Origin of the sequence: Nocardioides sp. (genome assembly GCF_047606145.1) — a bacterium.
Taxonomy (GTDB): domain Bacteria; phylum Actinomycetota; class Actinomycetes; order Propionibacteriales; family Nocardioidaceae; genus Nocardioides.
Genome location: NZ_JASGET010000010.1, coordinates 41,585 through 60,919 on the forward strand (window position 1 = coordinate 41,585; position 19,335 = coordinate 60,919).

Genomic DNA, 19,335 nt, shown 5'->3' on the forward strand with positions numbered 1-19,335 from the left:
CATGGCCGGCATCCCCGTCCGCACCCAGGGCGGCCCGCAGTCCTACGACGTCGCCGAGGCCATCACGGGCGGTCAGCTCGTCGAGGCCCGCGACGACTCGCAGGTCGGCGTCGCCGCCGCCGACAGCACCACGGTGCTCGGCGTCGCGCTGAACGACGCGGTCACGGCCGCCTCGATCAGCACCGGCGTCGACGCCAACAACGTGCTCAACGCCGCGCCGCTCCCGACCCGCGCCGTGGTGGCCAAGTCCGGCCACGAGGTGGCCCTCACCTACGCCGCCGACGCCGACTTCGGGCAGCGACTCAAGGCCGCCGCCGCCGGCGCGGTCACCCCGTTCGTGTCCGGCACCGACACCGACCCCGCACTTGTCGTGGCGATTTGCACGGAGCCGGCCGGCGTCACCGTCGCGACCAAGGCCACCGGGCTCGCCCGGATTCTCTGAGGAAGGAGCCCAGACATGGTTACCAAGATCGTGACCGTCAACGACGGCTACAAGGTCACCGTCAGCGACATCCTCGGCAACCCGATGTGGCTGCCGACCCGGGTCATCGAGCTGCTGCAGAACGCCTTCATCGAGGAGACCCTGCTCCGCGACGCCGGTGACAGCATCAACGGCCTGGTCGCCTTCGAGAAGTCGCGCCCGCTCTACTTCGACGACGACCCGGCCGAGATCGGTGAGTTCGAGGAGATCCCGGTCGCCGCCGGCGGCAAGGGCACTCCGGCCATGGCCATCGGCGTGGAGAACGCACTCGGCATCCGGATCTCGCGCAGGATGCGGGACGAGAACAAGACCGGTGAGGTCAACGACCAGATCATCCAGCTGGTCAACACCTTCATCCGGTCCCGGGCCCGTGCCCTGCGAGCGCTGCTGCAGGACGACACCATCCCCACCATCGCCGCCTCGGCCGCGTGGGACACCTCCAGCGGCAAGCCCCGCAGTGACATCGCCCAGGCGCAGGAGACCATCGCATCGGCGTCCGTCTCCGGCGACACCGACGCCGAGGACGAGTTCGGCTTCAGCGCCGACACGACGGTGCTGCCGAGCTCGATCAAGCCGATCCTGATGGACAACGACAACTTCCTGTCGGTGTACAAGGACAGCCTGTCCAGCCAGGACATTCGCTACACCGGCAAGCTGGAGCGCGACATCATGGGCATGGCGGCCCTGGAGGCCCGGCACTGGCCCCAGGACCGGGTGCTCGTCCTCGAGCGCGGCACGGTCGGCTTCTACAGCGACTCGCGGCCCCTGGAGTCCACCGGGCTCTACCCGGAGGGCAACGGCCCGAACGGCGGCCCGCGCCAGGCCTGGCGCTCGGACACCTCGGCCAAGCGCACCATGGGGGTCGACCAGCCGCTCGCCGCGTGCTGGATCACCGGGGTGGTGACCCCGTGAGCGGACGCATCGACCTGAGCCAGGTCAAGGCCGGCGACTACGAGCTGGTCGCGCACCGCTGGCGCCAGATCACCAGCAAGCCGGGCGAGCCCTACGACTACGTCACCCACCGCAAGGGCGCCGTGGTCACACTCAACGTCGAGGAGGCCCGGCGGCTGGTCAAGGCCGGCGCCGTCAAGCCCGTCGAGGCTGCGGACTCGGCCACGGACTCGACTGCGGACTCGACTGCGGACTCGACTGCGGACTCGACTGATGCCGGGGTCCCGTCCGGCAGCGTCGACGACGTCTTGGCGTGGGTCGGCGAGGACACCGACCGCGCCCAGGCCGCGCTCGACGCCGAGCAGGCCAAGGACAAGCCGCGCTCCACCCTCGTCGAGGCGCTGACCGCGATCCTCGACGCCGCGCAGGCCGTGACCGCGTCCGGGTCCTGAGAGGCGGCCCCAGATGACGACGCTCTTCACCGCCGACGACCTCACCAGCTGGCTGCACAAGCCCGTGACCGAGGCCGACGCGACGGTGGCCGAGCGCGTCGTCTGGGGCTGGCTCAAGCCGATCCTCAAGCTCGACGAGCGCCCCGACCCGGTGCCCGACGAGCTGTTCGGCTGGGCGATCGAGCTCGGCGGGATCGCGCACGAGAATCCCGGCGGGTTCACCACCAACACCTCAGGCCCGTTCAGCGTGCAGTTCGACGCCGCCCGGCGAACGGCGATCCTCGAGGAGGTAGCCCAGTCGGTGGGCGCCGGCAAGCCCACGGGATCGTTCCCGCCGCCCCAGCGCTTCCCCGACCCGGCGCTGCCCGATCTCCCCGATCGATTCGGCTGTTGGTGACGTCGTGACCACCTTGCAGGTCAAGCGCCGCCAGATCGGCGCCCTGGACGCCCACAACAACCCCGTGGTGACCTACGCCGACCCGGTCGACTGGGAGGTGTGGGACATCGCCCCGGGCGCCTCAGCCGAGCCCTGGCGCACCAACCGGGACCTCTCGCTGATCCTGTGGACGATCTACGCCCCCAACGACGACTCGCTGCCCGGCGAGCTCGACCGGGTTGTGCTCGACGACGTGGACTACGACGTCGAGGGCCGCGCCGGCGACTGGACCCGCGGTCGCTGGTACCAGCCGACCGCCGGCGCCGTGGTCGAGCTCAAGCGCGCAGAGGGCTGAAGGAGACCACCATGGCCAAGAACGGCACCATCACCGGCCTGAAGTTCGACGAGGCGGCCATCAAGAAGCTGCTCAGCTCCGAAGAGGTCCAAGACGACCTCAACCGCCGTGGCCAGGCCATCGCGGACGCCTGCAACGCCGACTCCAGCTGGGGCGGCTACGAGTCCGGCCCGGTCGACGGCGCCGAGGTGGCCAGCGTGAACGTGTGGTCCATCGGCGAGAACGACGACGAGGCCCGCCGGCAGCGCCTCATCCGGTTCATGGACGCCGGAGCATGACGCCGTGAGTGAGCCGATCCTGGCCCCGGTCGACATCGAGACCGCGGTCTGTGACCTGTTGACCACCAAGACCGGTCTCACCTTCGCCACCCGCGTCCCCAACCCGCGGCCGTCCGGCGAGGCCTACGGGCGCGTCACCCGATCCGGCGGCAGCCCCCGCAACCTCATCCAGTCCGACCCCCGCGTGCTCGTCGAGTGCTGGGCGCCGGACGACGTCGCCGCCTTCGACCTCGCGCGCCTGGCCTACGGCCACCTGTGGGCCAACTACGGCGGCTCCGGCGTCTGGGGCGGCCGGATCTCGCTGACCGAGCCGGTCAACTACCCCGACCCCGACACGGCCAGCCCGCGGTACCAGTTCATCGCCACCATCACCACCGACCTGGAGGAGCTCGAATGACCACCACCACCAAGAAGGCCGACAGCACCGACAGCGCTGACAGCACCGACAGCACTGCCAGCGCTGAGAAGGCCAGTACGGCCAGCACTGAGACCGTGCAGGTCGTCCACCCGATCTTCGGCGAGAAGGTCACCAAGACCGTCCCCGCGAGCAAGCTCGCCGAGTGGGTCGCACAGGGCTGGGTCGAGGGCAAGTAGCCACCCCACCAGCCACCCAGGATTCTCCCGCTCAGGCGACCGCCGGCGGACAGGGCTAGCACCCAACCAGAGAGGAACGCCTGATGGCCACTCCCACCACCGCTGCCGTCGCGGCCTGGTCGCCTGACAAGGTCGCGGGCGGCATCGCCTACCTGCCGCCGGGCACGGCCCTGCCCACCGACGCCTCGACCGCGCTCCCCGCCGCTGCGGTCGCCCTCGGCTACGTCTCCGAGGACGGCATCGCCGACGCCTCCGACGCGGCCTCGACCGACGACACCGTGGCCTGGGGCGGCGATGTGGTCGCCACCCTGACCTCGACCAAGCGCGTCGCCCGCTTCACCGCGAAGCTGCTCGGCGTCTTGGACTCCGACGTGCTGCAGTACACCTTCGGCGACGACCAGGTCACCGTCACGGCGGCCACCGAGTCGACCCCGACCAAGATCGCGGTCGCGGAGAACGGCACCGACCCCAAGAGCGGCATCATCGTCATCACCGGGTTCTACGGCGGCAAGCTCGCCCGCATCGTGGTGCCGAACGCCTCGGCCATCCTCAACTCCGAGGACCCGATGGTGCACTCGGCCGTCTCCGGGCTCGAGGTGCAGGTCACCTGCCTGCCCGACGAGCTCGGCAACGTCCGCTACCGCTACTACGAGCTCGACGACGCCACCGGCTGATCGCCGCCTCACAGCACCCGGTGCGGCGGTCCGTCCGCTAGCCCGCCGCCGCACCGGGCCACCACATCAACACACCAGCACAGGGCCGGCAACCGCACGAGAGGGCTAGCGCCATGGGCAAGCAACAGACCAGCAAGACCGGCAGGACCATCGAGGAGATCAAGGCCGACGCCGACCTCTCCGGACTACCGGACGGGACCCGCGAGGTACTGGAGGCCGCCACCACGGTCCCGGCCGGCGTGAAGATGCCGGCCGACCGGAAGCCCAAGAGGGCCGGCGCGTCCGATCCGGACCAGCGCGTCGTGACGATCGACGGCCACGACTACACGATCCTCCCCGAAGCCGCCGACGACTTCGAGCTGCTCGACGACCTGGCGCGCATCGACGACGAGGACGCCACCCGCATCCCGTCCGTCCTGCGCCGGCTTCTGGGCGCCGAGCAGATGAGGGTCGCGATGCGGAACCTGCGGGACCCGGAGACCGGGCGTGTCGGCGTCGAGGCGGGCGTAACCTTCGTGGCCGAGGTGATCAAGGGGCTCGACCCAAACTCCTGATGCTCGCGAGGCTCCTCTCCGAGCACCGCGGGCCACTCGCCGCCGACCTCCGGCGTTACTACAACCTCACCCTGGCCCACCTCGCCGACTACGGCATACCGGCCCGGGAGATCGCCGACTACGTCGCACACCTGCCCTACGACGCCGCCACGCGGCGCGCCCTCGACGACGACTGGTGGATCACCCCCGAGATCGCGTTCCAGCGCCTGATCGAGCTCGACCTACGCGTGCTCGCCTGGCAACGAACCGAGGACGGCCAGAAGGGCCGCAACCCACCGAAGCCCTTGGCGATCACGCAGGCCGAGCGGACCGCCGAGCGCAAGAAGCGCGCCGATAACTGGGTCGACTTCGACGTCGTCCCGATCGAGCAGATGGCGAAGGCCCTCAACTGGCCGCTCCCCAAGATCGCATAGCCGACGCAGCCGGCTCGCCGCGGCGAGTCGTGGCCCTGAACTGAATAGAGGAGGTGCCCGTGAGCGGTGTCGATCTGGCTACGGCCTACATCAACCTCACCGCCCGGCTGGACACCTCCAGCACGGAGCTCACTCGGCAGCTCGACAGCGTCGGCCGTGACGCCGGTACCCGACTGAGCAGGGGCATCGAATCCTCGGCGAGCAAGTCGGGAAAGCGGTATGGCTCGAAGTTCATAGCTGCGCTCAAGTCTCCGCTGGGAGCGATCACCGGACTGATGGGTGGTATCGGCATCGCCAGCGTGGTGAAGGACTCGGTCAACCTCGAGGCCGCCTTCTCCAAGACCATGGCGCAGGTCCAGGTCTCGACCAACGCCGGCGGCAGCGCCATGGACAAGATGCGCAAACTGGCGATGAAGCTCGGCGCAGACACCGTGTTCTCGGCCAACGAGGCGGCCGACGCAATGCTCGAGCTGGGCAAGGCCGGCATCTCGACCAAGGACATCATGGGCGGCGGCCTGAGCGGCACCCTCACCCTCGCTGCCGCGGGCGGCACCAGCCTTGCCACCGCGGCCACCATCGCCTCGAACGCGATGAACACGTTCAACCTCAAAGGCCGCGACATGAACAAGATCGCGGCGGCTCTCGCCGGCGGCGCCAACGCGTCCTCGGCCTCCGTGGAGTCTCTTGGCCAGGGCCTGCAGCAGGTCGGCCCTGGTGCGAAGAACGCCGGCCTCTCGCTGCAGGAGACCGTGGCAGCGCTCTCGGCCTTCGACGCCGCTGGCATCAAGGGCTCCGACGCTGGTACGTCGCTGAAGACGATGCTGACCAGGTTGCAGCCCTCCACGAAGGCCGCACTCAACTCGATGAAGTCCCTGGGCCTGTACTCGGAGAAGACCGGATCGGCGTTCCTGAACACCAACGGCTCGTTCAAGTCGCTGACTCAGATCTCGGGTCTGCTGCAGAAGAAGCTCGGCAGCCTGACCGATGCGGAGAAGCAGCAGGCGTTGACTCAGATCTTCGGATCGGACGCCTCTCGCGCAGCCACGGTGCTGATGAACGAGGGGACCAAGGGGATCCGGAAGTACATCAAGGCCACCTACGACCAGAGCGCCGCCCAGAAGATGGCCAAGGCCAACATGTCCGGCACCGCCGGCGCAATGGAGCAGCTCTCGGGCGCCGTCGAGACCGCCGAGCTCGCGCTCGGTCAGGCCCTTGCGCCGACCGTCCAGCAGGTAGCCAAGTGGCTCTCGAACGTCCTGCTGCCGGCGGTCACCATCTTCATCACCCAGATGCAGAAGGGCACCGGCGCCGGCGGCCAGTTCCGGGACATCTTCGTCGATCTGTGGCAGACGCTGCAGCCCATCGGCGGATTCCTGGTGAAGACCGTCGTCCCGGGGATCGAGGCGCTCTTCTCCGCGATCACCGGGGGCCACGGCGGCGAGGTCGCGGCCAAGGGGATGGCCGGTGCGCTCGCCACCCTCGCGGCGGTGAAGATCGGCAACAGCGTCGTCGACGGCGTCAAGGGCGTGGCCTCCACACTGAGCGACACCAAGGACAAGGTCCTCGGTTTTCGCGACGGTCTGCTCGAGGCCAAAGACAAGGTCATCGGCTTCAAGGACGACCTGGTCGAGGTCGGCGGCCAGCTCCGAGCGCTGCCCGGCCAGATCTCAGCTGGCGCGCAGGCGCTCGTCACCCAGGGCAAGGCCTTCGTCTCGGCCACCCGTACGGCGGCGCTCTGGGTGGCCACCCAGGTGCGCGCAACAGCCGCGGCCGCGGCGCAGGTCGTCTCGCTCGTTGCGCAGAAGGTGGCCATGGTCGCCACTGCGGCGGCCACCAAGGCGTACGCCGCGGCGCAGTGGCTGCTCAATGCCGCCATGAGCGCCAACCCACTGCTTCTGGTGGTCGCCGGCCTTGCCGCCGTGGGCGCCGCGCTGGTGCTGGCCTACAAGAAGTCGGCCACCTTCCGTGCGATCGTGCAGGCCGCCTTCGCCGGGGTGAAGAAGGCCGCCCAGTCGGTCGCCGCCTTCTTCTCCAAGACGATCCCGGCCACCTGGAACAAGGTCACCAGCGTCACCAAGGCCGGGGCCAACGCGGTCAAGAACGCGGTCACCAAGGGCTTCAAGGCCGTGCAGTCAGCCGTCTCCTCCGTGCTCGGCTGGATCAGGTCCCACTGGGCCACCATCGTCTCCATCCTGACCGGCCCGGTCGGCGCCGCCGTGATCCTGGTCGTGAGGAACTGGGACAAGATCACCGCCGGCGCCCAGCGGGTGATCGGCGGCGTCAAGTCCGCCTTCGGCAAGGTCGTCTCGTTCGTGAAGTCGATCCCGGGCCGGATCAAGAGCGCGCTGGGCAACCTCGGCAACCTGCTCTACGGCGCGGGCGTCTCGCTGATCACCGGCTTCATCAACGGCATCAAGTCCAAGATCGGCGACGTCGCCAGCACCCTGGGCGGCATCACCAACAAGCTGACCTCGTGGAAGGGCCCGCCGAAGCGGGACGCCCGGATCCTGACCCCGGCCGGCCGCATGATCATGCAGGGCCTGGTGACCGGCATCACGCAGGGCGTGCCCGGGCTCAAGGACACCCTGAGCAAGGTCACCGACGCGATCACCACGGTCACCGAGAAGCGGCTGAACCACATCGAGAAGCTGCTCAAGAACAAGAAGATCAGCAAGGCCGCCGCGAAGAGCATGCGCGAGGCCGCCAACGCCAGCGCCAACTCGATGAAGGCGTGGGTGCGGTCCACCAAGACGAGCCTGACCGCGATCGCGAAGCAGTACGCCGCGCACGCGAAGACGCTGGCCAAGCTCAAGGATTCCTACAAGGACATGGTCTCCTCGGTGAAGTCGAGCCTGACCGGCGAGCTCGACCTGTCCTCGGCGCTGACTACCACGACGAACTCGTTCGGCTTCAGCTCCACCACCACCTCGTTCACCGCGGTAGCCTCGGTGGTCTCCGGCCTGGCCGCCCGGATCAAGCAGGTCACGAGCCTGATGCGCAAGGCGCTGGCCGCCGGCATCCCCAAGGGGCTCGTGCAGGAGGTGCTGAACCTTGGCACCGACGAGGCGATCCCCGTCTTCAAGGCGCTGCTGACCGGCTCGAAGTCCCAGATCAAGAGCCTCAAGGCCGACTACTCCGCGATCAGCTCCGGAGCCACAACCGCGGGGAAGGTTCTCGCGAACGCCTTCTACGGCACCGGGATCGCCGCCCAGCAGGGCATCCTCAAGGGCTTGTTGAAGACCGCCACCATCAAGGCGGCAGCCAAGAAGCTGGCCAAGCACCTGACCAAGGCCGTCCGCGAGGCGCTCGGGATCCACTCCCCCTCGCGGCTGCTGTACAAGCAGGTCGGCACCCCGTCCGGCCAGGGCACCATGGACGGCATGGTCGACACGATCGTCGATCAGTCCGATCGGGTCGCCGCAGCTCTGACGTCCACCTCGGTCGCCGCGCCGGCCGCCAGCTCGACAGCGAGCAGCACCAGCAGCGACGCCGCTCTGGCCTCGGCGCTGAGCCGGCTCACGCTGAACGTGAAGCTCGGCGCGGACAAGCGCACCAAGGCCCAGTGGTATCTCGACGGCAAGGTCTTCGCGGAGGCACTGGGATGATCGCCACACAGTCGCCGTACTGGCTGCGGCTCAACGGGCTGTGGGTGCACCTCGAGGGCGTGACCCCGGGCGTCGACGTCGCGATGGCGCGCCCCTCGTCCTCGTTCATCAGTACGGACGGCTACCAGATCTGGCAGCGTGCTCCCCGTGGCCCGCGGTCATGGGAGCTGAACTACACCTACGCCACGCCGGACGCCATCGCCGCGCTCCAGGCCGCGGCCGCGGGTGTCGGCGGGTCGACGGACACCCTGCTGCTCGACACGACGATGAGCGCGCAGAACATGCTCGCACCCGAGGACTGCTGGGGCGACGGCGCGGCAGGCTGGGCACTCGGCGCAGGCGTCTACATCGACGGCATCCCGCTCGACACCGGCGTCTCGTGGGAGATCTCGTGCCGCGCCGACACCACCTACTTCTTCGGCGTCGTGACCGACCACTCCGTGGGCACCACGGTCGGCAGCATCACCGACACGGACGGCGACACCGATGTGACGCTCACGCGCCAGTCGGGCAACCCCGGCGTCTCGGCGAGCTTCACGACGCTGGCCGACACCACCATCACCGTCACCCTCGCCGCGGCCGCGGGCAAGACGGCGTGGGGCCCGATCTTCGCCGAGACCGCCACCACGCCCACGGCGTTCGTGATCGGTCAGGGCACCCCGTGCCCGGTCGCGATCGTCGACCCCGACATCACGGTCAACCGCGCCTGGTACGGCGGCAACACGGCGGGTGAGACCTCATGGGCCGACTACTCGGTGACGATCCAGGAGGTGGCTGCACAGTGAAGCAGATCAAGGGCTACACCATCGCGGCGTCCGGCAGCCCGGCCACGATCCCCGCCCTCCCGGTCAAGGCCTTCGCCGCCGACGCCTTCGGCATGACGATGACCGCCTACGTCGAGGTCACCCTGGACGATTCCGGCGACGTCACCGACACCGACACAGTGCTCGTCCAGGCCGTGTCCCCGGAGCAGGGCATCTCGGCCGACTGGACCTGGCTGGCCGCGACCGGAGACGGCAAGCGGCACCTGTACCAGGTCGAGGAGTCGGGGAGTGCCTAGTGCGCTCCCGGCGTCCTGGCCGGCCTCCGCGCCGGTCCAGACGCTCCCCGCCGTCTACGTGACCCTGCCGAACCTCGGCACCCTCGCGGTCTCGTCGTGGTCGCTCGACCGTGAGTTGCAGGGGTCGCTGTTCCCGGGCAACGTGCGCGGCATGTCCGGCCTGTCGATCGGGTCGGGCAGCGTCACGATCAAGCACGGAGACAGCACCGGCCGGTACACGCCGTGGGCACCATCGGGTAGCACCCGCAAGGTCGAGACGGGCGGCGACGCGTCCTGGTTCGTCTCCTACGACGGGCCCGATGCCGCGGACGTCATGAGCCTCGGCGCCTGGCAGGTCGGTGCCGCTTCGGGCGCCCTGACCGGAGCCGTCTCCGAGGTGGAGCTGCTGGAGAAGTCCTACGTCGGCAAGGTGCTCCCGGCCAGCATCAGCCAGGGGCCGCTCGTCAACACGACGTTCTACCTGCCGTCCTTCGACCAGGTGGTCCTCGTCGACATGCTGGCGAGGGCCCTCGGGTTCTACTCGACGCCCCCGACCGTCGAGTCGTCGCTCTACAACGCCTCCATGTGCGGGTTCGCGGGGTCGTACAAGGGTTATGGCGGCGCTGGTTTCATCTCGCTCCCGTCCGACGTCGAATGGGTCACGAGCAGTGGCGCGCTGGGGGCGTACTCGGCGACGACACGCATCGACTTCGAAGGAGACCTCTACGACGGGTCTCTCGACTCGCCGACCGTGACGACCGACTCGTACTACATCACCGCCGATGTCGCCGCCGGCGGCGTCGCGTTCATGTTCTGGAACTCCGGCGCCACCGACCCTGGATGGGCCGCCGGCATGGCCGGGTTCGTCTACGTCAACCCGGTCACCGGCGAGTTCCGGGTGTCCGCGGACGGCAGCACCTACACCTCGGGCACGTGGACCCCCGGCGCGGACAGCGACCTGCCGAACCGCGTACAGATCGAGATGCAGCGCATCGGCGCCACCGGTGCATGGACCGGCTACAAGGGCCGCGTCCGCTCCGCCGACGACGACAGCGCCTGGAGCGCCTGGGTCACCCACTCGGCATCGAGCAGCATCGACCAGTTCCAGTTCTTCTACGGCATGATCAACGCGGGCTCGACAGTCTCCGGAGTCCAGCTCCACACCGAGCTGGACGAGGCGGTGTGGCAGCCGCGGACGGCGTCGCTGGAGATGCTCGGCGGCACGCTCGCAACCCCCTACCTGGACTCCAGCCTGACCCTGTGGGACACCCTCCAGGGGCTCGTGGCCGCCTGGTGCGGTGCCGCCTGGGTCGGGGCCGATGGGGTCCTGTACGTCAAGAACAAGGAGTCGATGGCCGGGCTCGGCGCCACCGCGACGGCGTTCGACGTGGGCACCCTGGCCGAGGACGTGCCGTGGTCGCTCGACCCCGACGACACCGCCGACCGGCTCGAGGTCACCTACAACCCGGCCACCGTGATCACCGTCGCCGAGGACCCCTCGCCGTACTGGCCCATCGCCTGGAGCAGCGACGGCGTGGTCACGATCCCCGCCAAGAAGACCGTGACCGTGCTGGCCACGCTGGACGCGTGGGCGAACGTCGCGCCGCTGGAGTTCACCTGGCGTTTCGCGGAGGACGCCGACAGCGTGGCCACGGGGATCATCGGCCTGAACACCGCATCGGACGGCACCGGGTCGACGTCGCAGAACGTCTCGATCACCGTCACCGCGCCCACCACCGGCACGGCCCAGATCAAGATCAAGAACCAGACCTCCACCGACCTCTACACCGTGGACGCCAACGGCGACCCCTGCCTGTACCTGACGCCGGCCTACGTGGTGCGTCAGGCCGACACCGCGACGATCGCCCGCGGCCTCGACGCCGACGTCTCCGTCAACACGGTCACCGTCGACCTCGGGAAGTACGTGCAGACCACCGCCGACGCCGAGGAGATCGCCGACTTCATCTGGTCGCGGGTCTCGGCGCCGATGTGGAAGGCCTCCAGCGTCCACACCCAGCTCGACTGGACCCACGACATCGGCGACGTGCTCGCGCTCGTCCACGCGCGCACCGGCCTGGCACAGAAGGCCATCGTCTCCAAGGTCTCCTACGACGGCTCGGCCGGCCAGTACGACCAGACGCTCGACCTGGTGCTGCTGCCGCCCACCTGGGCCGACTTCGACACCGCCTGGGCCGCGTCCACCTGGGCCGACTTCGACACCGCCTGGGCCGCGTCCACCTGGGACGACTTCGACGACAACCCGACTGCATCACGGTAGACAGGAGCCTGACTCCGATGGCACTCGTAGCCTCCGGCATCCCCTCACGCGCCAACATCCAAGCCGCGATCGACGACGCGGTGACCGCCGCCGTCGCCAACCTGCCCACCATGATCCAGTCGGGGACCTCGAGCGCGGCCAGTTCGATCGCCGCGAGCTCGTATGCCGACGTGGCGGTCACCTTCACCACCGCGTTCGCGTCCACCCCGCTGGTGGTGGCCTCCTCGAAGTTCCAGTGGGTGATCGCCTCGATCTACTCCCAGTCCGCCACAGGCTTCACCGTCCGCCTGCGCAACCTCAACACCAGCACGGCGCAGACCAACGTGACCGCGAACTGGATCGCCGTAGGCAGCTCATGACCGAGCCGCCCAGCACCTCCGAGCTCGACCGGGTGATCCGGCAGCTCCGCGAGGACTGGCGCGACGACATCGCCCAGCTCCGCGGCGAGCTGCGCGACCGCGACGCCACCTTCACCGCGGCGCTCGCCAAGCTGGCCACCGAGGACTCCCTCGCAGCCGAGCGCCGTCGCTGGGAGGACCGCTACGTCGCGCTCGAGCAGAAGCTCAGCAACGAGAAGGCGGACCGCATCGAGGGCGACAAGGACCAGCAGCGCCAGCTCGACCGCTTCAAGACATGGCTGTTGACCGGCGTCGTGCCGGTCGTGGTCTCCATCGTGATGTTCATCCTCAACTACGTTCGGAGGCCGGGCTGATGGGCGACCGTCTACGCCTCGTCGTGATCCTGGTGCTCGCCGCCCTCGTCGGCGTGTGCATGTGGTGGGCCGTCACCTCGGTGCAGTCCCTGCGCCACCAGGTCGACGTCGGCAACCGCGACCGCGAGGATCTGCACCACCTGATCCTCGACCAGCAGAAGGCCCTCGACGAGGCCAACAAGCGCCTCAAGAAGGCCGGCGAGAAGCCCGTCGCCACCCCCAGCGCGTCGAGCAGCACCGATGCTGGTGACACCGGTGACACGGGCAGCAGCTCCTCGACAGACCTCACCGAGTCCGAGATCCGCGAGGCGGTGACCACCTACTGCGCCGGCGGCGCGTGCACGGCTCGGCCCACCACGGCGCAGATCCGGGCCGCGGTGCGGGCCTACTGCTCGGCCAGCGCATGCAAGGGCGCTACTGGCCAGAACGGCCAGAACGGTACCGATGGGCAGGACGGCACCGACTCGACCGTGGCCGGACCGAAGGGCGACACAGGCGCTACTGGTGCTCAAGGTGCTCAGGGCCCCGGTCCCACCGACGCGCAGATCGCGGCCGCCGTGGCCGACTACTGCTCGGGCGGCGCTTGCAAGGGCGAGAAGGGCGACACCGGAGCGACCGGTGCTGATGGCGCCGATGGCGCTGACGGTGCTGATGGGCAAGTCGTCGCCGGCGACGCCTCCTGCCCCTCGGGCCAGTACGTTTCGGCCGTCCACGTCTCCGCCGCCGGCGTGCTCACCGTGGACTGCACCGACCTGCCGACCGTGAGCGTCGGCCAGTAGCGCCCCACCCCAACCAACCCAGACCGGACCCCCGCTGTACCGGGACGCACAGCGGGGGTCTGTCACATCTCGCCGCATTCACCCGCGTCCTACCGCGCCCCAAGGAGAGTTATGACCGAGCATTCCTACAACGGCTGGCCGGCGTCGCCGACCTTGGCCACCCGGGTCATCACCCCGGTGTCCGGCGTCAGCTTCCGGGTCGCCGACAACCAGAACGTCGAGGACATCTTCACCTTCCTCGCCCAGTGGTACGACACCCACGTCGAGGCCCTCAAGGGCTCCGTGGCCGACGACTGGGGGTTCGCCTACCGGGCCAACAGGAACGACCCGGACGAGTTGAGCAACCACGCCTCGGGCTCGGCCCTGGACTTCAACGCAACCAAGCACCCCAACGGTGTGGCGATCTCCTCGACGTTCACCGCCGCGCAGATCCGCAAGTGCGACGCGCTGGAGGACTGCCTCGAGGTCGTGGCCTGGGGCGGCAACTACGTGCACACCGTCGACGGCATGCATTGGGAGATCGCGGTCGAGCCGGGCGGGCTGCAGGACGTCGGCGCCCGGATCCGGCAGAAGAAGATCGGCCCGGTCATCTGGATCCCCGACGACGGCAAGCCGGTCGACCTGTCGAACATGAAGTCCCAGTTCCGGCGGGCCGCCGGCGCCGAGAAGGGCAAGGTGACCCGGCACAACGGGGTCGGCGTCATCCAGACCTACCTCAACAAGCGCTACTCCGCCGGGCTGACCGTCGACGGCCTGGTCGGCGCCAAGACCCTCAACGCATGGGGCAGGCACGAGGCCAAGGTCGGCGGCCAGGGCCGGCCCCGCATCCCCGACCGCAAGTCCCTGGCCGCGCTCGCCAAGGGCCGGTTCGAGGTGAAGTCGTGAGCCCGGTCGCCGGCGGCAGGAAGGCCGCCCCCAGCACGCCGCGGCCGCGCAAGGCGATCACCTGCCGGTGGCTGCACTCCTCCGGCCGGTTCGACCGGCCCCAGAAGCGGCTGCGGCGCTGGCTCTACAGCTACCGGCTGCGGCGCTGCTCGGTGATCTCCGGCACCGAGGCCAAGGGTCGCACCAACGCGCTGTTCTCCACCCGGAACGCCGAGGAGTGGGACTACGCCCACTCCAAGGGCGCCGCCGGCGAGTGCTGGCTGACCTGGAAGCGCAACACCTGGGGCCAGCTCGGCGCGACGCGGGCGCCGGTGCTCTCGCAGGCCACCTACCGCCGTGTCGCGTCCTACGGCGGCGGCGAGACCCCGCCGTTCCGGGCGCTGCGGGTACGGCTGCGGGAGAAGCGGACCGGTCGCACGGTCATCTGCTACGTGGTGCACATGCCGCTGCACAACACCAAGCAGCGTGCCGAGGTGTGGGAGGCGGTCGCCGAAGGCCTGGTCGAGCTGGTCAACAAGGACCGGAAGGCCTACCCCGAGGCCGAGGTCGTGATCGTCGGCGACATCAACTACTCCTGGCGCAACAGCCACTTCCGCAAGCTGATGGTCAGACACATCGCGAAGCCGACCGGCACCACGGCCTCCTGGGACGGCGGACGTACGCCGCGCAAGGGCGGCACCATCGGCAGCCACGGGTCGCTGATCGACGTGCTGTTCACCTCCATCCGGATCCGCGGCTGCCGGCTGCTCCGCGACGACAACTCCTCGGACCACCGCCCGTTCATCACCACGCTGCGGCTCAAGCAGGCGTGATGGGCGACCTGTACTGGACCGGTCACGGCTGGGCCGACGAAGACACCGGCCAGCAGGTCATCGCCTACACGCCCGAGACGCAGCTGTCCTGCTGCAACACCACCTGGCACGCCGGTGAGCAGCTGGGGTCCATCCACTGCCCGATCTGCGGCCTGCCCGCCTACCCGAAGGAAACAGGTTCATGACTGCCCCGATCACTCAGATTCTCGCCAGCCTCAAGATGGTCGCCGCCCTGGTCGGCTCGGTGCTGACCGCCGTCTCGGCCACCACCCTGCCGGGGTCGACCGCGGTGTGGGTGTCGCTCGCGCTCGCGATCTGCACCGGCATCACGACCTACGTGGTCCCGAACATCGCCAGCGACACCAGCAGTGAGCCTGTGGAGGCCGCCGCGGCCGTCGACGGCACCTACACCATCACCGCGCTCACCACGGCCGCGGCGAAGGCCATGACGAAGGCCGAGCTCGTGGAGTACGTGTCCGCGGCATCCAGCTCCAGCGCGGCCGACTGACGCACGCGCCGCAGCCCTCGACTGCACCTCGATCGCACCTCAACTACACAGACCGGGCCCCGGTCCTGCCACCCCCCACGGCAGGGCCGGGGCCTCTTGTCATTTTCGCTGACCCCGCGACGGTCGCGGTGCCTCGGCCGGTCTGATGTGTTCGGCGCCGTACCAGTCCTGGGTCACCCGAATCTCAGAGCCCGCACCCGTCGAGTACGTCCACACCACGATCACCAACGCCTGCCAGCCAGGGCGCCCCGGCCGGCCCTTCTGCCACTCCAGCAAGATCCCCGGGCTGGGATCGAACCAGCTCCCCGACGAGTCCACCCAGACGTGCCGGGCCGCTGTCCTGCGCTCCATCCGTCGATCATAGAACGGGTGTTCGAACGCGCCGGCGCGCATCCCGCAGCCGCCGCAGCCGGCGAACCAGACCCGGTGCCACCGCCTCGGCCTCCGGGTCGTCCAGCAGCACCATCAATCGCTGGTAGTAGCGCGGCGCCGTCAGCCCCAGCTCGACCATCGCCGCGGTCTTCGCTCCCTCGTACTTCCAGCGGCGGGACTCCAGGTCCAGGATCTGCGCGTCGAGCTCGGTCATGGGGAGCAGGCTGCCACGCACCGCCGACAGGTTCAGGCGATCGCGTAGAGACTTGGCTACAGTAATGGCTACAAACGCGATGGAGGCCACCCCCTGAGAGGTGGCCTCCGAGCGTGGAGCTGAGGGGATTCGAACCCCTGGCCTTCTCATTGCGAACGAGACGCGCTACCAACTGCGCCACAGCCCCAAGCGAGGTGCAACGTTAGCACCCTGGCGAGCCGGGCAGAAATCAGGAGCCGCTGGCGCGGCGTTGCTCGGCCGCGCGCTGTCGCGCGGTGCGTTCGGCCTGCTCGGCCTCACGGGCGAGCGCGGAGTCGGAGGCGTTGCGACCCGAGCTCCACACGCCGGTGGAGTCCAGGTCGATGGTCCGCACCGTGCGGCGTGGCGCGGCCGGCTTGGAGACGTACGTCGGCAGCGGGGCCTGGACGGGATCCCAACGGCCGGCGCCGGTCTCGGCTGCGGCCATCACCTCGACCTGGCCGGTCTCGGCATCCATGGCCACGGCGTCCTCGTGGACCGCCGCCGACTCGTCCTGCTCGGCGGCCGCGGGCACGTGCTCGGCCTCGGTCCGATCGGCGGGGATGCGCACCATCGGCACGGCGCGCTCCTTCCGCACCATCAGCCGGCAGGCGACCAGCCAAGCGGCCAGGAGGAGCACCGGCGCGACGACTGCCAGCCTCGGCACGGTCCCCAGCGCGGCGACCACACCGGTGCCGACCAGCAGGACGAGCAGGACCGCGAGCACGTTCCGCCGTCGCCGGGTCGCTCGCCTGGCCGCCGCCCGACGGGCCTGCAGTTGGGCAGGGCTCAGCCGCGCCGGTACGTCGACGTACGCCGGTGCCTCCACAGCGGCCGCACCAGCCTCGGTGGCCTCGGCCGTCTGGGGTGCGGGCGGCTGCTGCGCCAGACGCGAGTCGCCCCGCGCGGTGACCAGGTCGGTCCTGCCCTTGGCCCCGGCCTCACGACGGGCGAGCACCCGCATCGACCGGCTCAGTCCCGAGACCGCCTTGCGACGCAGACCGTCCTCGTGATGCTCCAGCGCCTTCGGAATGAGATAGACGGCCCACGCCACGGCGAGGGCGACGAAGATCAGTGCGCTCGGGTCCACGTGTTGAAGGTTACGAGCGCCGACACACCCGCCCAGGGAGATGTCAAGGTGTGTCGCCAGACAACTTCTGTGGCTGATGTGATTTGTCGGCTCCGGCGCATTGATCTAGGTATGCAGCCGAATGGGCGCACCAGGCGCGGCAGGACCCACGAGGCGAGCAGCTAGGACGGGGCGGTACGAGTCAGCCGGTCGACCATCGAATCGGCGACCTCCTCGACCGTGATCGCGAAGACCCGGTGGTCCCGCCAGGCTCCGTCGATGTGCAGGAACCGGGGTGCGAAGCCGACCTCGGCGATGCCGAGCTTCTCCACCACGCGCAACGAGTTGGTGTTCTCCGGTCGGATGCAGATCTCGATGCGGTGCAGTCCTGCGGTGGTGAAGCAGTGGTCGATCACCAGAGCCACCGCCAGCGGCATCACGCCGCGGCCGGCGTACGCCTGGTCGATCCAGTAGCCGACCGAGGCGAACTGCGCCGAGCCGCGCACGATGTTGTTGACCGTGACCTGTCCGGCGAACGAGCCGTCCACGTCGATCGCGAACGGGTAGGTCTGCCCCGCCTTCGCCTGTCGGCGCAGCCGGCGGACGAGCTCGGCGAAGGTGGTCGCCCGGGCCGGGACGCCGGGTGGCACGGTGGCATCCCACGGGTGCAGCCATGCGGCCGAACGTCGCCGCGCCTCGGCCCATGCCCGGGCGTCACTGCGGGCCAACGGTCGCACCGTGACGGCGCCGTGGGAGAGCACCGCGGGCCAGCCCTTGTCCATGCCCACCCGGCTCACCTGTTCCCGTCCACCGGTACCCCCGGCACCAGCGTCATCGGTGATCGCTCCCCACGGCCTGCGCCGCCGCGTGCGTCAGCACCTCGCGCAGCACCTCGATCGCGTCCGCGACGCCGCCACGCGAGCCCGGGAGATTGACCACCACACAGGTCCCGGCCAGGCCGGCGAGGCCACGCGAGAGCATCGCGGTGGGCACGCCCTTGGCCACCCCGGCGGCGCGGATCGCCTCGGCGATCCCCGGCACCTCCCGATCCAGCAGGCGCCTGGTGACCTCCGGCGTCCGGTCGGTCGGGGTCAGCCCGGTGCCGCCGGTGGTGAGCACCACCCGGGCTCCGGCCGAGACCGCATCGGCGATCGCGGTGCCCACCGCCTCCCCGTCCGGTACGACGACCGGGCCGGTCGCCGCGAAGCCGAGCTCGGTCAGGAAGTCGACCAGGAGCGGCCCGGTGGCGTCCGGATAGACCCCGGCCGCGGCGCGGGTGGAGGCCACCACCACGGCAGCGCTGAGCGCCTGGCCTCCCGACGGGTCGGTCATCGGCGCCAGTCCCCCGACTTCCCGCCGGACTTCGACTCCAGCCGCACGTCGGTGATGGTCGCTCGCCGGTCGACCGCCTTGACCATGTCGATCACGGTGAGCCCGGCGACGCTGACCGCCGTCAGCGCTTCCATCTCGACACCCGTCCGATCGGCGGTGCGCACGGTGGCGGTGATCGCGACGGCGGCCGTCGGTGCGTCGCCGGCCGACCCGGTCTCGCCGCCCTCGGCCACCGCCGGGCCGTCGACCACCTCGAGTTCGATCTCCACCCCGGACAGCGACAGCGGATGGCACAGCGGGATCAGCTCGCCGGTTCGCTTGGTCGCCATGATGCCCGCCACCCGGGCCACGGCCAACGCGTCGCCCTTGGGCACGCCCTCGCCGCGCAGCAGCCGCGCGACCTCCGCGCTGATCAGCACGCGCCCGGTCGCGGTCGCGGTCCGGGCGGTGACCGGCTTGTCGGTGACATCGACCATCCGAGCCGCGCCGGCGGCGTCGAGGTGGGTCAGCCGAGGTTCGCTCATTGGTGCACCATCCGTGTGTCGGCGCTGATTGCAGCGGGTGTGTGGTGAGGCTTCCCGATGAACCGCCGGCCGGTGGCTGACCGCCCTGCTCGCTTGTCCGTGGAGGACCAGCATGAGATC

At 69.7% G+C, this 19,335-nt stretch carries 28 protein-coding genes and 1 tRNA gene; 22 read left to right on the top strand and 7 right to left on the bottom strand.

Features of this window, described 5'->3' with window-relative positions; translation table 11 throughout:
* Position 1: 1 nt before the first annotated feature.
* The 22 genes from QM638_RS01225 to QM638_RS01330 all read left to right on the top strand — a co-directional run bounded on the left by QM638_RS01225 (position 2) and on the right by QM638_RS01330 (position 15,686).
* Positions 2–442, top strand: a complete 441-nt coding sequence (locus QM638_RS01225) for a hypothetical protein (RefSeq protein WP_415140107.1) — start codon at positions 2–4, stop codon at positions 440–442.
* A 15-nt stretch (positions 443–457) separates the two neighbouring features.
* Positions 458–1,393 (top strand): hypothetical protein, encoded by a 936-nt coding sequence (locus tag QM638_RS01230; RefSeq protein WP_415140108.1) that lies wholly within the window; start codon positions 458–460, stop codon positions 1,391–1,393.
* The gene (locus QM638_RS01235; protein WP_415140109.1) at positions 1,390–1,824 is read left to right on the top strand and encodes a hypothetical protein; all 435 of its coding nucleotides are present in this window, start codon (positions 1,390–1,392) and stop codon (positions 1,822–1,824) included. Before QM638_RS01230 ends, QM638_RS01235 begins: the two co-directional genes overlap by 4 nt.
* 13 nt (positions 1,825–1,837) lie before the next feature.
* On the top strand, positions 1,838–2,221 hold the full coding sequence (locus tag QM638_RS01240) for a hypothetical protein (RefSeq protein ID WP_415140110.1): 384 nt from the start codon (positions 1,838–1,840) through the stop codon (positions 2,219–2,221).
* A 4-nt stretch (positions 2,222–2,225) separates the two neighbouring features.
* Positions 2,226–2,555, top strand: a complete 330-nt coding sequence (locus QM638_RS01245; RefSeq protein WP_415140111.1) for a hypothetical protein — start codon at positions 2,226–2,228, stop codon at positions 2,553–2,555.
* Between the two features lie 11 nt (positions 2,556–2,566).
* The gene (locus QM638_RS01250) at positions 2,567–2,833 is read left to right on the top strand and encodes a hypothetical protein (protein ID WP_415140112.1); all 267 of its coding nucleotides are present in this window, start codon (positions 2,567–2,569) and stop codon (positions 2,831–2,833) included.
* A 4-nt stretch (positions 2,834–2,837) separates the two neighbouring features.
* Positions 2,838–3,230 (top strand): hypothetical protein, encoded by a 393-nt coding sequence (locus QM638_RS01255; RefSeq protein ID WP_415140113.1) that lies wholly within the window; start codon positions 2,838–2,840, stop codon positions 3,228–3,230.
* Complete coding sequence (locus QM638_RS01260; RefSeq protein WP_415140114.1) at positions 3,227–3,427, top strand: hypothetical protein; 201 nt, start codon at positions 3,227–3,229, stop codon at positions 3,425–3,427. The genes QM638_RS01255 and QM638_RS01260 overlap by 4 nt, the downstream gene beginning before the upstream one ends.
* 83 nt (positions 3,428–3,510) lie before the next feature.
* Positions 3,511–4,101, top strand: a complete 591-nt coding sequence (locus QM638_RS01265; protein WP_415140115.1) for a hypothetical protein — start codon at positions 3,511–3,513, stop codon at positions 4,099–4,101.
* Positions 4,102–4,214: 113 nt separating this feature from the next.
* On the top strand, positions 4,215–4,655 hold the full coding sequence (locus tag QM638_RS01270; RefSeq protein WP_415140116.1) for a hypothetical protein: 441 nt from the start codon (positions 4,215–4,217) through the stop codon (positions 4,653–4,655).
* Positions 4,655–5,068, top strand: coding sequence for a DUF5361 domain-containing protein (locus tag QM638_RS01275; RefSeq protein WP_415140117.1), 414 nt, complete (start codon positions 4,655–4,657; stop codon positions 5,066–5,068). The genes QM638_RS01270 and QM638_RS01275 overlap by 1 nt, the downstream gene beginning before the upstream one ends.
* A 59-nt stretch (positions 5,069–5,127) precedes the next feature.
* Entirely contained in the window at positions 5,128–8,673 is a 3,546-nt protein-coding gene (locus QM638_RS01280; RefSeq protein ID WP_415140118.1) for a phage tail tape measure protein, read from the top strand.
* Positions 8,670–9,458, top strand: a complete 789-nt coding sequence (locus tag QM638_RS01285; protein ID WP_415140119.1) for a hypothetical protein — start codon at positions 8,670–8,672, stop codon at positions 9,456–9,458. The genes QM638_RS01280 and QM638_RS01285 overlap by 4 nt, the downstream gene beginning before the upstream one ends.
* On the top strand, positions 9,455–9,733 hold the full coding sequence (locus QM638_RS01290) for a hypothetical protein (protein ID WP_415140120.1): 279 nt from the start codon (positions 9,455–9,457) through the stop codon (positions 9,731–9,733). Before QM638_RS01285 ends, QM638_RS01290 begins: the two co-directional genes overlap by 4 nt.
* The gene (locus QM638_RS01295; RefSeq protein ID WP_415140121.1) at positions 9,726–11,990 is read left to right on the top strand and encodes a hypothetical protein; all 2,265 of its coding nucleotides are present in this window, start codon (positions 9,726–9,728) and stop codon (positions 11,988–11,990) included. The genes QM638_RS01290 and QM638_RS01295 overlap by 8 nt, the downstream gene beginning before the upstream one ends.
* A 17-nt stretch (positions 11,991–12,007) precedes the next feature.
* Positions 12,008–12,349: a hypothetical protein gene (locus QM638_RS01300; RefSeq protein ID WP_415140122.1), complete on the top strand. Its 342-nt coding sequence runs from the start codon at positions 12,008–12,010 to the stop codon at positions 12,347–12,349.
* Positions 12,346–12,702, top strand: coding sequence for a hypothetical protein (locus tag QM638_RS01305; protein ID WP_415140123.1), 357 nt, complete (start codon positions 12,346–12,348; stop codon positions 12,700–12,702). The genes QM638_RS01300 and QM638_RS01305 overlap by 4 nt, the downstream gene beginning before the upstream one ends.
* Positions 12,702–13,481, top strand: a complete 780-nt coding sequence (locus QM638_RS01310) for a hypothetical protein (protein ID WP_415140124.1) — start codon at positions 12,702–12,704, stop codon at positions 13,479–13,481. The genes QM638_RS01305 and QM638_RS01310 overlap by 1 nt, the downstream gene beginning before the upstream one ends.
* Before the next feature lie 111 nt (positions 13,482–13,592).
* Positions 13,593–14,366 (top strand): M15 family metallopeptidase, encoded by a 774-nt coding sequence (locus tag QM638_RS01315; RefSeq protein ID WP_415140125.1) that lies wholly within the window; start codon positions 13,593–13,595, stop codon positions 14,364–14,366.
* Positions 14,363–15,178, top strand: coding sequence for an endonuclease/exonuclease/phosphatase family protein (locus tag QM638_RS01320; protein WP_415140126.1), 816 nt, complete (start codon positions 14,363–14,365; stop codon positions 15,176–15,178). The genes QM638_RS01315 and QM638_RS01320 overlap by 4 nt, the downstream gene beginning before the upstream one ends.
* Complete coding sequence (locus QM638_RS01325; RefSeq protein WP_415140127.1) at positions 15,178–15,363, top strand: hypothetical protein; 186 nt, start codon at positions 15,178–15,180, stop codon at positions 15,361–15,363. Before QM638_RS01320 ends, QM638_RS01325 begins: the two co-directional genes overlap by 1 nt.
* Positions 15,360–15,686: a hypothetical protein gene (locus QM638_RS01330; protein ID WP_415140128.1), complete on the top strand. Its 327-nt coding sequence runs from the start codon at positions 15,360–15,362 to the stop codon at positions 15,684–15,686. The genes QM638_RS01325 and QM638_RS01330 overlap by 4 nt, the downstream gene beginning before the upstream one ends.
* A 99-nt stretch (positions 15,687–15,785) precedes the next feature.
* Here the strand turns inward: QM638_RS01330 and QM638_RS01335 are convergent, their stop codons facing one another.
* From QM638_RS01335 to moaC, 7 genes are all read right to left on the bottom strand, one after another.
* Positions 15,786–16,037: a hypothetical protein gene (locus tag QM638_RS01335; protein ID WP_415140129.1), complete on the bottom strand. Its 252-nt coding sequence runs from the start codon at positions 16,035–16,037 to the stop codon at positions 15,786–15,788.
* A 7-nt stretch (positions 16,038–16,044) separates the two neighbouring features.
* Positions 16,045–16,272, bottom strand: a complete 228-nt coding sequence (locus QM638_RS01340; RefSeq protein ID WP_415140130.1) for a DUF3263 domain-containing protein — start codon at positions 16,270–16,272, stop codon at positions 16,045–16,047.
* A 114-nt stretch (positions 16,273–16,386) separates the two neighbouring features.
* Positions 16,387–16,459, bottom strand: a tRNA-Ala gene (locus tag QM638_RS01345).
* A 42-nt stretch (positions 16,460–16,501) separates the two neighbouring features.
* A complete protein-coding gene (locus tag QM638_RS01350) occupies positions 16,502–17,380 on the bottom strand; it encodes a hypothetical protein (RefSeq protein ID WP_415140131.1) in 879 nt (292 codons plus the stop codon).
* A gap of 161 nt (positions 17,381–17,541) precedes the next feature.
* Positions 17,542–18,141 (bottom strand): GNAT family N-acetyltransferase, encoded by a 600-nt coding sequence (locus QM638_RS01355; protein WP_415140135.1) that lies wholly within the window; start codon positions 18,139–18,141, stop codon positions 17,542–17,544.
* A 49-nt stretch (positions 18,142–18,190) separates the two neighbouring features.
* Entirely contained in the window at positions 18,191–18,691 is a 501-nt protein-coding gene (locus QM638_RS01360) for a MogA/MoaB family molybdenum cofactor biosynthesis protein (RefSeq protein WP_415140132.1), read from the bottom strand.
* Positions 18,688–19,215, bottom strand: coding sequence for a cyclic pyranopterin monophosphate synthase MoaC (gene moaC, locus QM638_RS01365; RefSeq protein ID WP_415140133.1), 528 nt, complete (start codon positions 19,213–19,215; stop codon positions 18,688–18,690). Before moaC ends, QM638_RS01360 begins: the two co-directional genes overlap by 4 nt.
* Between the last annotated feature and the right edge of the window lie 120 nt (positions 19,216–19,335).